Origin of the sequence: Bacillus sp. FSL R5-0422, from assembly GCF_038610765.1 — a bacterium.
In the GTDB taxonomy this organism is placed as follows: domain Bacteria; phylum Bacillota; class Bacilli; order Bacillales; family Bacillaceae; genus Bacillus; species Bacillus pumilus_O.
In genome coordinates this window covers 2,936,621-2,952,305 of record NZ_CP152014.1, presented here as the reverse complement: position 1 = coordinate 2,952,305, position 15,685 = coordinate 2,936,621, and the positions used below count along the sequence as shown (strand labels likewise).

At 42.3% G+C, this 15,685-nt stretch carries 16 protein-coding genes; 11 read left to right on the top strand and 5 right to left on the bottom strand.

The genetic code is table 11. The annotated features are described in order from the left end of the window. Window positions 1-98: 98 nt before the first annotated feature. On the bottom strand, window positions 99-341 hold the full coding sequence (locus tag MKX52_RS15205) for a hypothetical protein (RefSeq protein WP_342490972.1): 243 nt from the start codon (window positions 339-341) through the stop codon (window positions 99-101). Window positions 342-405: 64 nt separating this feature from the next. On the opposite strand from MKX52_RS15205, the gene MKX52_RS15200 reads away from it, so the two are divergent. The 10 genes from MKX52_RS15200 to MKX52_RS15155 all read left to right on the top strand — a co-directional run bounded on the left by MKX52_RS15200 (window position 406) and on the right by MKX52_RS15155 (window position 11,536). Continuing rightward, a complete protein-coding gene (locus MKX52_RS15200; RefSeq protein ID WP_342490971.1) occupies window positions 406-1,995 on the top strand; it encodes a histidine kinase N-terminal 7TM domain-containing protein in 1,590 nt (529 codons plus the stop codon). A gap of 278 nt (window positions 1,996-2,273) precedes the next feature. Further along, window positions 2,274-2,729: a DUF6376 family protein gene (locus MKX52_RS15195; RefSeq protein ID WP_342490970.1), complete on the top strand. Its 456-nt coding sequence runs from the start codon at window positions 2,274-2,276 to the stop codon at window positions 2,727-2,729. A 101-nt stretch (window positions 2,730-2,830) separates the two neighbouring features. Then, window positions 2,831-3,136: a metal-sensing transcriptional repressor gene (locus tag MKX52_RS15190; RefSeq protein ID WP_012011272.1), complete on the top strand. Its 306-nt coding sequence runs from the start codon at window positions 2,831-2,833 to the stop codon at window positions 3,134-3,136. 72 nt (window positions 3,137-3,208) lie between these two features. Further along, complete coding sequence (gene copZ, locus MKX52_RS15185; RefSeq protein WP_012011271.1) at window positions 3,209-3,415, top strand: copper chaperone CopZ; 207 nt, start codon at window positions 3,209-3,211, stop codon at window positions 3,413-3,415. 276 nt (window positions 3,416-3,691) lie between these two features. Beyond that, window positions 3,692-6,127 carry a heavy metal translocating P-type ATPase gene (locus MKX52_RS15180; protein ID WP_342490969.1) on the top strand — a complete coding sequence of 812 codons (2,436 nt, stop codon included), beginning with the start codon at window positions 3,692-3,694 and terminating at the stop codon, window positions 6,125-6,127. Further along, a complete protein-coding gene (locus MKX52_RS15175; protein WP_342490968.1) occupies window positions 6,124-6,258 on the top strand; it encodes a hypothetical protein in 135 nt (44 codons plus the stop codon). The genes MKX52_RS15180 and MKX52_RS15175 overlap by 4 nt, the downstream gene beginning before the upstream one ends. A gap of 176 nt (window positions 6,259-6,434) precedes the next feature. Next, window positions 6,435-7,712 carry a cation:dicarboxylase symporter family transporter gene (locus tag MKX52_RS15170; RefSeq protein WP_144502915.1) on the top strand — a complete coding sequence of 426 codons (1,278 nt, stop codon included), beginning with the start codon at window positions 6,435-6,437 and terminating at the stop codon, window positions 7,710-7,712. Window positions 7,713-7,728: 16 nt separating this feature from the next. After that, window positions 7,729-9,174 (top strand): aspartate ammonia-lyase, encoded by a 1,446-nt coding sequence (aspA, locus tag MKX52_RS15165; RefSeq protein WP_342490967.1) that lies wholly within the window; start codon window positions 7,729-7,731, stop codon window positions 9,172-9,174. A gap of 116 nt (window positions 9,175-9,290) precedes the next feature. Further along, window positions 9,291-10,607: a sensor histidine kinase gene (locus MKX52_RS15160; protein ID WP_342490966.1), complete on the top strand. Its 1,317-nt coding sequence runs from the start codon at window positions 9,291-9,293 to the stop codon at window positions 10,605-10,607. Continuing rightward, a complete protein-coding gene (locus tag MKX52_RS15155) occupies window positions 10,604-11,536 on the top strand; it encodes a response regulator (RefSeq protein WP_144470447.1) in 933 nt (310 codons plus the stop codon). The genes MKX52_RS15160 and MKX52_RS15155 overlap by 4 nt, the downstream gene beginning before the upstream one ends. 15 nt (window positions 11,537-11,551) lie before the next feature. Here MKX52_RS15155 and MKX52_RS15150 read toward each other — a convergent pair whose 3' ends face one another. Further along, on the bottom strand, window positions 11,552-12,160 hold the full coding sequence (locus tag MKX52_RS15150) for a TetR/AcrR family transcriptional regulator (RefSeq protein ID WP_342490965.1): 609 nt from the start codon (window positions 12,158-12,160) through the stop codon (window positions 11,552-11,554). A 90-nt stretch (window positions 12,161-12,250) separates the two neighbouring features. Here MKX52_RS15150 and MKX52_RS15145 point away from each other — a divergent pair, with 90 nt between their 5' ends. After that, window positions 12,251-12,799, top strand: coding sequence for a hypothetical protein (locus MKX52_RS15145; RefSeq protein ID WP_012011263.1), 549 nt, complete (start codon window positions 12,251-12,253; stop codon window positions 12,797-12,799). A 36-nt stretch (window positions 12,800-12,835) separates the two neighbouring features. Here MKX52_RS15145 and MKX52_RS15140 read toward each other — a convergent pair whose 3' ends face one another. The 3 genes from MKX52_RS15140 to MKX52_RS15130 are packed head-to-tail and all read right to left on the bottom strand — an operon-like array spanning window position 12,836 to window position 15,403. After that, window positions 12,836-13,774, bottom strand: coding sequence for a metal ABC transporter substrate-binding protein (locus MKX52_RS15140; RefSeq protein WP_342490964.1), 939 nt, complete (start codon window positions 13,772-13,774; stop codon window positions 12,836-12,838). A gap of 13 nt (window positions 13,775-13,787) precedes the next feature. Further along, complete coding sequence (locus MKX52_RS15135; RefSeq protein WP_144502914.1) at window positions 13,788-14,660, bottom strand: metal ABC transporter permease; 873 nt, start codon at window positions 14,658-14,660, stop codon at window positions 13,788-13,790. Continuing rightward, window positions 14,660-15,403, bottom strand: a complete 744-nt coding sequence (locus MKX52_RS15130; RefSeq protein ID WP_342490963.1) for a metal ABC transporter ATP-binding protein — start codon at window positions 15,401-15,403, stop codon at window positions 14,660-14,662. The genes MKX52_RS15135 and MKX52_RS15130 overlap by 1 nt, the downstream gene beginning before the upstream one ends. Window positions 15,404-15,685: the final 282 nt, after the last annotated feature.

Genomic DNA, 15,685 nt, shown 5'->3' with positions numbered 1-15,685 from the left:
AACCATTCGATACAATTTTCACAAACGTTGTTTGAACCACATAAACTGCGATCAGCAGTATATAACTCACCAAAAATATCAATCCAGATGCTCTCTTCTCAAACGGCTTCTCCAAAAAAATCAGCATAAACAGCCCCGCCATTATAATCAAAAAAGTCATATACCTTGATAGCCTCCTCTTCATTGATCCCAATCTCCACATTGTACAGATATTTCTCCAATCGCAACATATCTCTCCCTAAAATTAAGCAAAAAGTAGCGGAAATATAAGGTTTCATGGACAAAATTTGACCGAAACTGTACAAAAAACCTCCACCCAATTCAAAATCACATCTTCCCATTTGTGACTTCCTCATATATAGTAAGATTAGACTAGTTCTAAATAACTGAAATTGGGGCGTTTACATGGATTCGATTGTTTTACATTTTATTGTGATCATGAGTGTTTCTGGCATTCTGTCCGTGATATTATCAATCATTGCTCATGCGAACCGCCACCGGTATATTGGCTGTCAATTGTTTATGTACATGTCTGGAGCAACTGCGATTTATATCTTTGGGCACACATTTGAATTATTAGCAAGTACACCTAGGGAGATTATGTTCTGGGTTTGTTTTCAATACATTGGTCTTCCGTTCATTGCGCCATTTAGTCTGATGATTGTGCTGCAATTTACGGGGTTCCATCAATATTTCACAAAGCGCCGCGTGCTTCTCATCTTACTGATTCCAACTCTCACCACCATTATGGTGTTCACCAACTCTTTTCATTCACTCTTTTATCGAAGCATTACGATGAATCCAGTAGACGGATTTTTATTGGCTGACTTTACGATTGGCTATTGGTATATCATTCATGGCGTCTATACGTTTGGCTGTTCGATGCTCGCTATTTTTATGCTGGTTTGGTTTTTGCGTGTGACAAAAAAAGAGTATTTAAAGCAGATCCTTATTTTGCTAGTGGGCATGTTACTGCCAATTACGACATCTTTTATCTATTTATTAGGCGTGACACCTCTTCATATTGATCCGGTTCCTGTGGTGATGTTTTTAACCAATGCGCTCTACTTATGGGCGATTATGTCGTTCCAGCTCTTTAAGCTCTCTCCCATTGCGATGGAGCGTGTGTTTGAGCATATGTCTGAGGGAGTTCTCATTTTAGATCGATACCGAACACTCATCGATTACAATCCCGCTGCTGCATCGATCATTCCATCCCTTTCAAATAAAAAGGGGATTGGTTTTAAAATAGACGATATATTCTCGGGCTTCATCAAAGATCATGACTTCATTCAATGGCTGCGTTCTCCGCAGGATCATTCGCAATATGATTTAATGTTGGAAAGGGAAAAAGATCATTCCAGCTATTATCATTTGACCGCATCGTCCCTATTTAATAGAAGAGGAGAGATCGAGGGTAGGCAAATTGTGATCAGTGATGTAACAGAGCAGCGTTTATTGCAGGAAGAGCTGGAGCGTCGAGCGTATATTGATGGATTGACGAATATCTTCAATCGTTCTTCATTTATTGAACGAACGCAGATGATCCTGGAAGAGGATGCGCAGGATACGGCTGTTATGCTGTTTGACATTGATTTCTTTAAACAAATCAATGACACGCACGGACATCATATTGGAGACGAGGCGTTGCGTCATGTTGTCACCATTTGTCAGCAGCATTTACAGATGGACGATTTATTCGGACGATATGGCGGAGAAGAGTTTGCTATTTGTCTGCCGCATCATTCTTTTGAAGAGGCCTGTCATATCGCAGAGCGAATTAGACATTCGTTTGAGATGAGTTTCTTTGAGAATGAGGAGGAAAAAGTGCGGGTGACAGCAAGCTTTGGAATTGCTCACACAGCTTATAATCCCAATGTATTAGAAACTCTTCTATTTGAAGCGGATCAAGCCTTGTATATGTCAAAACGCCAAGGACGCAACCGGATTTATGCGTCCACCGGAGCGGACTATATGCTTTATGAAGAGAATTGATTTACCACTTGCTTCTCATTGACGGTTGTCCTAACATTCGATATGATAAACATAACATTTGAACGGTTTCCTAAAGGGGAGTAGCTTTTACGGTCTGGTCGTCATTACAGAAACATTCGTTGTTTCTCGGCCATTCCGGCATGAACAATGTTAGCCAGACCTTTGCCTATCACACATGGGGCAAAGGTCTGGCTATTTTTAAGGTCTTTTTGCATCTGTGTGATAGAGAAGCGGAACCAATGATGCTTTTAATCCCACAGATGAAAGGATGATCGATCATGAAAAAATATGTGATGGCTTTCCTATTTTCCGGAACGCTTGTATTAAGCGGGTGCTCCGGCTTGCTTGATCAGGTCAACGATACAACGACATATGTCACTGAGGCAAATGAATATGTGACAGACATTCAGCAATTTACAGAGGACTTTCCAAAACTTGCTGAAGAAGCTGTGCAAAATGCCGCCAAAAAGGCAGAATTAACCCAGCAACTAGAATCATTGAAGGAAGACATTCAAGAATTTAATGAAGTCACAGCCCCTAAAATAGCAGAAGACCTGCATGCGCAGATCATTGAAAAAAATGAGGTGTTGTCAGAGGAAATTCAGACGTATTTACAGCAATTGAAAGCAGACAACATCGACATTGCTGCGGTGCTTGAGGACCAGCAAGGGTTGATCAAGCAACTTCAGCAGTCCGTCAATCTATTGCAGGACATTGAACAATTAACAAAATAAAGCAACCCCGATAGAGTGTATTCAGCATATCTTTGCCTTTTCCGGTGGAGATATGCTTTAATTTAGGTAAAGACAAGTCACATTAGAAAAAAGGTGATCACATGACAGAACATGAAGAAAGACATATGGCTTCGCCTAGAGCCGAGAAGGAAAAAGATCAATTGATCAATCGGTTAAAACGAGTAGAAGGACAAGTGCGCGGGATTCAGCAAATGATTGAAAACGATCGTTACTGTATAGATGTTGTGAATCAAATCTCCGCTGTCAATGCGGCTTTGAAAAAGGTCAGTCTTCATTTGATGGAAAAGCATACACATCATTGCGTAGCAGATGCAATCAAGAGCGGCAATGGGGATGAAGCCATTGAAGAGTTAATGACGGTCTTTACGAAACTGACAAAATCGTAGCATTTATGTTTACATTGATACCCTACTAGGGTATAGTAAATTGTAGAAATTGATTGATGGAGGTGATGAGAAGTGGAACAAGCAACACTTCAAGTGCAGGGCATGTCTTGCGGACATTGCGTGAAAGCAGTCGAAGGAAATGTAGGAGAACTAGCAGGTGTTGAATCTGTGAAAGTCCATTTAGACAAAGGAGAGGTGGAAGTTTCATTTCACCCAGATCAAGTCACGTTGCACCGTATCTCTGATGTAATTGAAGAACAGGGATATGATGTCGTATAAATGAACATACGTGCTTCATAACAGCACGTCAGCGTGTAGACAAACCCTCGCATTCGTTGTCAGGTCTGCGCGCAGGTGCTCACGAATGTCAAATTCGCTCCGCGCCAGTGCTCGCCCTTCCTAGACTTCAAAGGTTTTCTATCACGCTGAAAAGAAGACAAAATGCTAAAATCAAGATCATTTTAGCACTTTGTCAACAATCTGACGTGCTGCATAACAGCACGTATTTTTTTCAAAATATAATACCCCCATGGTGTATATGGAGAGGTGAGGTCAATGAAGAAGGAAATCGACTTTCAAATTACGGGGATGACCTGTGCTGCCTGTGCAGGACGCATTGAAAAGGGATTGAACAGGCTGGAAGGTGTGGAGGATGCCAATGTGAATTTGGCGCTGGAAACATCTCATGTTGTGTATGAAGCAGAACAACTCACACCAGATGATCTCAAGAAAAAAATTCAATCCCTTGGCTACGATGTAGTGATGGAGCAAGCAGAATTTGATATAGAGGGAATGACGTGTGCAGCGTGTGCCAACCGAATCGAGAAAAAAATCAATCGGATGGCTGGTGTTGATCACGGATCTGTGAACTTTGCGCTGGAGACCCTTCAGGTCACGTATCACCCAGGGCAAACGTCTACAAGTGATATAAAGGAAGCGGTTCAGTCTATTGGGTATTCTTTAATTGAACCAGCTGTAGATGAAGCAGAGGAAGGAAAGAAAGATCATCGCCAAGCAGCAATAGAGAAGCAGACGGCGCGCTTTCTATTTTCAATGATCCTGTCACTGCCGCTTCTTTGGGCAATGGTCAGCCATTTTTCTTTCACGTCTTTTATTTGGCTGCCTGAAGCGTTCATGAATCCTTGGGTTCAGCTGGCGTTAGCAGCACCCGTTCAGTTTATTGTCGGCTGGCCCTTCTATGTAGGTGCGTATAAAGCGTTACGTAATAAAAGTGCCAACATGGATGTTCTTGTTGCACTTGGGACATCAGCTGCGTTTTTCTATAGTTTATATGAAAGCATTCAGTCTGAGGTTCAAGGCACACATGAGGCAGCCCTCTATTATGAAACAAGTGCTGTACTCATTACGTTGATCGTACTCGGAAAATTAATGGAAGCAAGAGCAAAAGGGAGATCATCAGAAGCGATTCAAAAGCTGATGGGTCTACAAGCGAAAGAAGCGGTCATTGAGCGAGATGGGAAAGAGATGACCGTGCCTATTTCTGAAGTGAAAGTAAATGACCTTGTGTTTGTCAAACCGGGAGAGAAAGTACCGGTCGATGGAGAGATCGTGGAGGGCACAACCGCAATCGATGAGTCCATGATAACTGGCGAAAGTTTGCCTGTTGATAAAACGGCTGGTGATTCGGTCATCGGGGCAACCATCAATAAAAATGGGTTTGTAAAAGTGAAAGCGACAAAGGTTGGGAAAGAGACCGCTCTTTCACAGATTATCCGAGTCGTAGAACAAGCACAGGGCTCAAAAGCACCGATTCAAAGGATGGCCGATCAAATATCAGGTATATTCGTTCCTATCGTTGTAGGAATTGCAGTGCTCACCTTCCTGATTTGGTTTTTCTTTGTTGATCCAGGAAATGTGACAGCAGCCCTTGAAACCTTTATAGCGGTCATCGTTATCGCATGTCCGTGTGCGCTTGGCCTTGCTACACCAACCTCGATTATGGCTGGAAGCGGCCGTGCCGCTGAATCAGGCATCCTGTTTAAAGGCGGGGAGCATTTAGAAGTGACTCAATCACTTGACACGGTGGTGTTAGATAAAACGGGAACTGTGACAAAAGGGGAACCGAGTCTGACAGATGTGCAGGCATATGCTAATTGGACAGAAGATGCGCTGCTTCAGTTAGTAGGATCAGCTGAACAGCAGTCGGAACACCCGCTTGCTAGAGCCATTACAGATGGAATGGAGGAACAAGGTCTTGAAGCGGTCGAGATTGAAGCCTTCCAAGCGGACCCAGGTCATGGGATTGAAGCAAAGGCAGCAGGACACAAGCTTTTGGTTGGAACGCGTAAGCTATTACAGAAACATCATATCCCATATGATCAAATCGAAGCATCCGTCACAACACTGGAGCAGCAAGGGAAAACGGCTATGCTTGTCGCAATTGACGGCGAAGTCGCTGGTATTGTTGCGGTCGCAGATACGATCAAATCATCCTCATCTCAAGCAATCAAGCGTCTGAAAGAGCAAGGGATTCACGTCGTGATGATGACAGGTGATAACAAGCTGACAGCAGAGGCGATTGCGAAACAGGCGGGCATTGATCATATCATTGCTGAAGTCCTGCCCGAGGAAAAGGCAGCACACATCGCGGCGCTTCAGGAACAAGGAAAGAAAGTCGCCATGGTTGGAGATGGCATCAATGATGCACCGGCCCTTGCGACAGCAAATATAGGGATGGCAGTGGGAACAGGGACAGATGTCGCCATGGAAGCAGCAGATATCACACTCATGACAGGAGATCTCCATGCGATTGCGGATGCGCTTGAATTTAGTCAAAAAACAATGAGAAACATTAAGCAAAATCTTTTTTGGGCGCTTGCTTATAATTGTATTGGGATACCGATAGCTGCTTTTGGGCTCCTTGCGCCATGGCTTGCAGGAGCAGCAATGGCCTTTAGCTCCGTGTCCGTTGTATTGAACGCGCTCAGATTACAGCGATTGAAGCCGGTCAGAGAGGGAGTGGCACAATGAAACTGAATGTCAAATGGATTTGGACGATTAGTGCATTGTTCTACGTTGCTCTTGTCCTCATTGGATATGCGATGTACGATCGATTTTCTCCACAACAAGATACACCAAGTGAACAAATGCAAAATCATTAGGACTTCGCCCAAAAGCGGAGTCTTTTTTTAACAATTTTGTGGAAAAACCCACCTTTTAAAAGATTTTTCATAAAAAATTCACTTCTTTTTGTTCCTTTTTGTCGTTTTTTGTAGGTTCATCGTTAAGATGCGATTAAGCAACAAAGAAAGCGTTATCAAAAAAAGGGGGTTCACGTATGAAAAAGTTAGGGTTAGCTTCTCAAATACTCATTGCACTTGTTCTGGGTGTTATCGTGGGAGCGCTGTTTTATCAAAATGAAACCGTTATTAATGTGTTAACGCCGATTGGCGATATATTCATCCACTTAATTAAAATGATCGTTCTGCCAATTGTTATTGCTGCGTTGATTGTCGCAGTAGCTGGTGTTGGGGATATGAAAACCATCGGACGACTCGGTGGAAAAACGATTCTTTACTTCGAAATTGTGACAACGATTGCATTAGCAGTAGGACTGCTTGCAGCAAACGTATTCCATCCTGGTACAGGAATTGACATGAGCAACATGGAAAAAGGCGATATCTCTAAATATGAAGAGACATCGAAAACTTCTTCCGAAAAAGCAAGTTTTTCTGAAACGATTGTGCATCTAGTGCCAACAAACGTGTTCCAATCTATTGCAGAAGGTGATCTATTACCAACGATCTTCTTTACCGTCTTATTCGGCTTAGGAATTGCTGCAGTAGGAGACAAAGGAAAACCAGTATTAGGATTCTTTGAGGGGATACTCGAAGCCATGTTCTGGGTGACCAATAAAGTAATGAAGTTTGCACCATTTGGTGTATTCGCGCTCATCAGTGTGACGGTGATCAAATTCGGGGTCGGAGCGCTTCTCCCGCTAGGTAAGCTGGTACTTGTCGTTTACGGCACAATGGCATTCTTCGTGATTGTCGTACTTGGCATTATCGCAAAATTAGCTGGAACAAGCGTCTTTACACTATTTAAAGTGCTAAAAGAAGAAATCATTCTTGCATTCTCAACAGCAAGTTCAGAAGCTGTACTGCCTAGACTAATGGATAAAATGGAGAAGTTCGGCTGCCCGAAAGCGATCACGTCGTTCGTTATCCCAACAGGCTACACCTTTAACTTAGATGGAAGTGCCATCTATCAATCCATTGCCGCCATATTTGTTGCACAAATGTACGGCATGCCACTTTCAATCTATGAGCAAATTACGTTACTATTAATCTTGATGCTGACATCTAAAGGAATGGCTGGTGTACCAGGTGCATCCATCGTTGTTGTCATTACAACACTTGGTGCAATGGGACTACCGCTTGAAGGACTTGCCTTCATCGTTGGGATCGACCGTATTCTTGACATGGTTCGTACAACTGTTAACGTATTTGGTAACTCACTTGCAGCCATTGTCATGTCTAAGTGGGAAAAAGTGTTTGATCAAGAGAAATCGAAGAAGTATATTGAGGAATTAAAACAACAAACAAAAGCAGCGTAAAAGGAGATCTTTTCAAATGACGAAGCTACAGGACAAGCAAGTTCGAATCGAACGAGACTTTCTAGGTGAAAAGGAAGTAGACACTCAAGCGTATTATGGAATTCAAACATTACGTGCAGTAGAGAACTTTCCAATTACTGGCTACCATGTTCATGAGGAACTCATCAAAGCATTAGGGATTGTTAAAAAGGCAGCCGCACTTGCAAATATGGATACAAAGCGACTTTATTCTGGTCTTGGAGAAAAAATTGTTCAAGCCGCAGATGAGGTTATTGAAGGAAAATGGAACAATCAATTTATTGTCGATCCAATTCAAGGCGGGGCTGGTACTTCAATGAATATGAATGCCAATGAAGTCATTGCAAACAGAGCGCTTGAACTACTAGGAAAGGAAAAAGGCGCTTATACTGAGCTAAGTCCAAACACGCATGTGAACATGTCGCAGTCAACAAACGACGTTTTCCCAACAGCGATTCATATTTCTACATTGAATATGATTGAAAAACTACTTTATACGATGGAAAACATGCATCAAGTCATGACAGAAAAGGCACAAGAATTCGATCATGTCATCAAAATGGGACGTACGCATCTTCAGGACGCTGTTCCAATCAGACTTGGTCAAGAGTTTAATGCTTATGCAAAGGTTCTTGCTCGTGATATTAAACGTATCAAGCAGTCTAGACAGCATTTATATGAAGTCAATATGGGAGCAACAGCAGTCGGAACTGGCTTGAATGCTGATCCTAAATATATTCGCCAGGTGGTTGGCTATCTATCTGATATTAGCGGATTACCTTTAGTTGGAGCAGAAGACTTAGTCGATGCTACGCAAAATACGGATGCTTATACAGAAGTATCAGCTGCACTGAAAGTATGTATGATGAATATGTCCAAAATGGCGAACGATATTCGCTTAATGGCATCAGGTCCAAGAGCAGGCTTTGGTGAGCTTCACTTGCCGCCGAGACAGCCAGGTTCATCTATCATGCCAGGGAAAGTCAACCCAGTTATGCCTGAGGTCATGAACCAAGTGGCATTCCAAGTCATCGGAAATGACCACACGATCTGTCTTGCATCAGAGGCGGGTCAGCTTGAACTGAACGTCATGGAGCCAGTTTTAATATTCAACTTACTACAATCTCTCAGCATGATGAAGAATGTATTTGAGTCATTCATGGACAACTGCTTGCGTGATCTAAAAGCAGATGAAACGAGATTAAAAGAATATGTAGAAAAAAGTGCTGGTGTCATGACAGCGGTGAATCCGCATATTGGTTATGAAGCTGCTGCACGAATTGCAAGAGAAGCGATTCTTACAGGCGCATCTGTACGTGAGCTTTGTCTGCAAAATGATGTGTTAACAGAGGAAGAGCTTGACGTCATCTTGAATCCTTTTGAAATGACCAAACCAGGTATTGCTGGCGCATCACTTTTAGAAAAGGATCGTTTAGAAGATTAAGCGGCATCATGAGAAGCGCACACCGACAAAGTTCCGGTGTGCGCTTTTTTATGGATGTTTGTTTTTCTCAAGCCCACATAGTATACTATCGTCAATTATTAGGGATGTGACTGCGTTTGAATCTACTGAAAAAATGGCTAAATACAGAGCCTTATTTAATTGTCATGCTCATTGTACTGACACCGATTGGCGGAGAGTTTAAATTTTATCCATTTGAGGACAGCTTTCGGGTCAGCTTTGGAACCGTTGTCTTTTTCTTTATCCTGCTTCAAATGAAAAAATTCCCGGCATGGGCAAGCGGTATCATTGCAGGGGTTTCTGTTTTTGCATTTCGTGTGCTTCTTGATACAGCCGTCACAGGTCATCTTCCGCTGGAAGAAGCGGTTTCGTTAAGATTTCCTCCCCTGCTTTATTATGTCGTCTACGGCACGCTCTTTTATTTATTAAAGGTCAAACGTTTCCGCGATCAGCCTTGGCTGATTGGAGCGACTGGTATCATCATGGAGCTGTGTGCGAGCGTTGTTGAAATGATTACGCTTCGCGGTACCATCGATGAAATTTTAACGATGCGGACGCTGTTTCAGCTTTTCGTTTTAGCGATTTTCAGAAGCTTTTTCGTGTTGGCTTGTTATACAATGATTCGCTTATATGAAGAGCAGGCGAGAGAGCGTCAGATGAAAAAGGAAAAGGAACATCTGCTCATGCTCCTGTCTAACCTTTATACGGAATCTACATACTTTCATAAAACACTTGCACATGCTGAGCACATTACAGCGACATCCTACCAATTGTATCAATCCCTGCATCACGCAAAGGATGCGGAATCTTTGGATTTGAAAAAGCTCGGAAAAACAGCCCTGCAAATCGCAGGAGAGGTGCATGAGATCAAAAAGGATAACCAGCGGATTTTTTCTGCCTTATCAAAGCTGATTCATGAAGAAAATTTTCAGGCGTATGCAAGTCCTGCGCATATTGCTGGGCTTGTGATCCGTATTCATGAAAATTACGCAGAATCTCTTAAAAAAAACATTGTCTTTCATTATGATGAAGATGGGCAGCATCCCGTCTATCACGTGTATACCATTCTATCTTTGTTAAACAATATCGTTTCCAATGCTGTCGAAGCCATTCCGGTGGATGGAGAGGTGTCACTCTCTATTTCCCAGAAAGAGAACCATGTGGTCTTTCAAATTAGAGACAACGGGCCTGGTATTAAAGAGCGCAATCACCATGTGATTTTTAAACCCGGTTTTACTTTAAAATACGATCAGGCTGGGAATCCATCAAGTGGTATCGGGCTTTCCTATGTAAAGGATACAGCGGAGAAGCTTGGCGGAAGTGTTGAGATGCAGAGTATCCCAAATAAACAAACGACTTTCACGTTAACGATACCAATGGATCAAGTCAGTAGAAAAGAGGGGATTGGGAGATGAGATTTTTTATTGTGGATGATGATGAAGCCGTGCGTTCTTCACTGGCTCAGCTCATTGAAGATGAAGAGCTTGGCATTGTCGCAGGGGAAGCAGAAGATGGCGCAGAGTTAACAGCAAGCTACTTAAATGATTTGCATATTGATATCTTATGTATTGATCTATTGATGCCAGAAAGAGACGGTCTTGAAACGATTCGAGCCATAAAGGATGAGTTTCATGGGAAATACTTAATGCTGTCACAGGTAGAAACAAAGGAATTAATCGGTCAGGCATATACGCTTGGTGTCGAGTATTATGTGACAAAGCCAATCAATCGTGTAGAGGTGTTAAGTGTGCTCCACCTCATGATTGAGCGGCTTCATTTAGAGCATTCCATTGAAAATATTCAGCATTCACTCAAATCTGTCATGCAGTTTCAGCAGCGCGGTCAGACGAAAACGAAGCAGCGGGGTAAAACGCTTGCAGAAGCAGGTCAGTTCTTGCTTGCAGAGCTTGGGATTGTGGGTGAAAAGGGGTCTAAAGATTTATTAGATATGATTCTCTTCACAGATCAGTATTTAGCACTGCATACCGAACAGCATGATTCTTTTCCTTCTTTAAAGGTCATTTTTAATGGTGTCACGGAGGATAAATTAAATGAGCCTTACACATCGGCAGACATTGCAAGAGAAGCGAAGGCAGCGGAACAGCGGGTGAGGCGTGCGATCAACCAATCCTTGAAACACATCGCATCACTTGGGTTAACTGATTTTTCTCATCCGACTTTTGAAAATTACGCCTCTAAATTTTTTGATTTCACCATCGTGCGAAAGAAAATGAGTGAATTAACAAAAGAGACGAGTGGTCGAGAAGAACATACCCGTATCAATGTGAAGAAATTTGTGCAGGTGCTCTACTACGAAGCAAAACGTATTTTTATGGAAGATTAAAAAAGACATGCTCCCTTATGAGGGAGACATGTCTTTTTTGGTGATGGATTGCAGGTGCGTCTGCAGCACGGAGCGTATGAGCTGAGGCGGTAAGCGATGAGGCTGCAAGATTCCATTCAATGCAAGTCCGTTGATGACCGCATAAAGCCGCTCAGTTTCGACGAAAAGATCGATATGATCGAGCAAAAGCCCATCCTCTTTTAATGTCATTAAACAATATTGGGTCATTTGGAAAAGCTCGTCATACATCTTTGCATTGAGTGGCTGTAAATCTGGTTCAGTCATCGACTTAACCGTAAAAGCCTGCCACACCTCCATTTCAAATCTTCGTTCTTCATCAAGTGGAAGAACCTGCTCCAATAACGCGAGAACATTTTCTTCCGTTGAACCATTCAGCTGAAGTCCTGTCATTCGCTCTTTGACTCTTTCCTGAATCAATGTCATAGAGAAGAGAAATAGCTCCTGCTGTGTGGAGAAATAATGACGCATAGAGCCAGCTGAAATGCCAGCTTCTACCGCTACTTTTCGTACAGAAGCGTTTTCCAATCCATTCTGTTTAATCACTCTCATAGCAGCTTGAGCGACTTTTTGTTTTTGTTTATGGTGATCGACGATTTTTGGCATACATTGATTTTAGCACAGCTATTGTTTTTTTAACACAGTTGTGTTATTTTTTATTTAATACAATTGTGCTAAAAAGGATGTGGGGGAATATTGGTCGGGTTATTGATTGTGGCATGTGAAATTGGCTTTTGGTTGTTTATTCTAGTGGGGTTAACACTGCGTTATGTGTTTAGACAGAAAAAGTGGGGCGCATTCTTTCTCATTTGTACACCAATTTTGGATCTGATTCTTCTTGCAGCGACGTATTTGGATTTAAGACAGGGGGCTGTGGCGAGTGTCATTCATGGGCTAGCGGCTGTTTATATTGGGGTGAGTCTAGCTTTTGGACATCAGATGGTGAAATGGGCAGATGTCCGGTTTGCTTATCGTTTTGCAGGAGGTCCTAAGCCGAAGGAAAGACCAAAGTACGGGAAGGAACGGTCTGTGTATGAAATAGTCGGCTGGACGCGGCATCTCGTCTCTTATGTCATCGGAGCTGGTCTACTATTTGGGCTATCCTATCTCATCCAAGCACCAGAACGGACGGAAGCACTGATACAGCTAGCAAGAGTATGGGGAATGGTCTTAGGCATTGATTTCGTCATTAGCATCAGCTATGTGATCTGGCCAAAAAAACACCCGCAAAATATAGCCAGCTAATAAAAAAGACAGGCGAAATCATTTCGCCTGTTTTTTTTATGATGAAAGCCCTTTGTAAATGGTGTCAATATTCCATTTCATCATCTTATAGTAGCTGTCCCCATCTTCACCTTTCTTACCAATGGAGTCAGTGAATACTTTTCCTTTAATCGGAACACCAGTTTCTTCAGATAGGCTTTCAAGGCTGCGTTGATCGACACTTGTTTCAAGGAAGAGCGCAGGCACTTGATGATCCTTGACGAAATGAATGATACGTTTCATTTGTCCAGGTGTTCCTTCATTCTCTGTGTTGATCTCCCAAATGTATCCAGCCTTCAGGCCATAAGCATCTGCAAAATACTTGAAGGCGCCCTCACTTGTCACAAGACGTTTTTTATCTTTTGGCAACTGATCGAACTTGTCTTTTGCTTCATCATGAAGCGCTTGAAGCTTTTTAATATAGACTTCTGCATTTTTTTCGTAATCCTCTTGATGCTCAGGGTCCGCCTTAATAAGTGCATCTCTAGCATTTTTAGCATACAGAATCCCATTTTCGACATTTAGCCAAGCATGTGGATCCTGCTGGCTTTCGAGTCCTTTTGAAGATAAATGTTTGACTTTGACACCTTTACTCATTTCGGCTACAGGTGCATCATCCCCGTCCTTGCCACTCGATTCGAGCAGCTTTTGAAACCAGCCATTCCCTGTTTCAAGGTTTAAACCATTATATAGAACAAGGTCTGCATCCGTTGTATGCTGAACATCCTTTGGCAGTGGATCAAATTCATGTGGGTCTGTACCAATGGGAACAATGCTGTGAATAGAGACGTGCTCTCCGCCTACTTCCTTCACAATGTCATAAAGAATGGAGTAGGTCGTGACGACTTTTAATGTGCCGTCATCTTTGCCGGAATTATTTTGCTTAGTAGAACAGCCTGTGATGATCATAAGGGCAATGAATACTGCGGTTAAACGGATTGCAAATACCTTCTTCATATATGTCCTCCTTTTACATAGACGCATCCTTTTTTAGCTGCGTTCGTTTTTGTTTAGATTTTAATGATCTCCATAGAATGCCTTGTTTTGGTGAAAAGATAAAGGCACTCCCGAATAAAATGGTCGCGACCAGCACGATAGAAGCGCCAGATGACAAATTATACGTAAAACTAAGTCCAAGTCCGACGACAGCAGAAACTGCCCCGAAAAAAGCAGATAGATAGATCATGATCCATAGCCGGTCTGTTAAAAGATACGCAGTGGCTGCCGGCGTAATAAGCATAGCAACGACAAGAATAATCCCAACAGTTTGCAGTGAAGCAACGGTCACAAGGGTCAACAAGGTCATCAGAAAATAATGGATCATACGATTCGGTAAACCGTAAACCGAAGAAATGACCGGATCAAATGAACTAATGAGCAATTCTTTGTAGAAAACGATGACGGCCAGCAGGATAAAAATGCCGATGCCAAGCGTAATCCACATATCAGATGATCGAACAGCTAGAACGTTTCCAAACAAGATATGATATAAATCACTGGAACTTTTCAAAAATGTGATCAAAATGATCCCAATTGAGAAAAAAGCGGTGAAGACAATCCCAATCGCAGAGTCATTTTTAATGCGGCTGTTTTGACTCACGTATCCGATCCCAATCGCTGTTAATACGCCAGTTAAGACGGCTCCGAAGAAAAAATTAATGCCTAGCATATAAGAGATGGCGACACCTGGCAGTACAGCATGTGATATGGCGTCTCCCATCAAGGCCATGCCCCGTAAAATGATAAAGCAGCCAATGACCCCGCAAATAATGCCTACCATCACGGATGTAAATAACGCTTTTTGTAAAAACGCATATTCAAAGAGTCCGGTTAAAAATTCCATTACACGTCTCCTCCTACTGATTTTAAGAATGGTAGCTGCGTTTCATATGCCTCCAGCATGACCTCTGGACGTAGGATATCGTGTACAGGTCCAGCTTTGATGAGTTTTTTATTTAATAGAACGAGATGGCTAAAGTAATCATCGGCTTTACTTAAATCATGATGGACCACTAAAATGGTTTTTCCTTCATCTCGTAATTCCTTCAAAATGCGAACCATCGTTTCTTCACTCGCCATATCAATGCCAACAAACGGTTCATCCAAACAGAAGAGCTGAGCATTTTGCGCAAGTGCTCTTGCAAGGAAGACACGCTGCTGCTGACCGCCGGATAACTCACCAATCTGTCTTTTAGCAAAATCCTGCATGCCCACTTTTTCTAAACAGTGGTACGCATAAGCCCGGTCTTCTTTTTTTGGACGTTTGATCAGGCCAAGCTTCGGATATGTTCCAAGTAGAACGGTATCCAGCACATGAATAGGAAACGTCCAGTCTAGATCATTTCTCTGTGGTACATAGGCAATCTGTTTTCTCACTTGTTTAAAGGGCTGTTCAAAAAAGCGAATATCCCCTTGGTCTTTTTCAATTAAATCCAAGCATGCCTTGAGTAAAGTCGACTTGCCGGCACCATTTGGACCTATGATTCCTGTCATCGTTCCTTCCTGTATGGAAAGAGAAATGTTCTCTAAAGCATCCTGTCCGTGATATGAGACATGAAGACGGTCGATTGTTAAAGCATTTGGCATCTCTTGCGGCCCCTTTCAATCATCATTGCACTTCCTAAAGATATATGCATACATTAAATAATTTTGACTAAAGGATGAAATGATTCTTTAACGCTAATTTGTTTCCTTAGGGAAACTTTTATTTTATTCTAAGCGTATGTCCTCTTTTTGTAAAGAGAAAAACTGTACTTATTCTTATAAGAGGTGAAACGATCGTTTTTATGTTATGCGTAGAGTGAAGGACATGAGCTTGGTTTATTGAAAATCAGCGTGACAAAATGGGACACAAAAAACCCATTTATT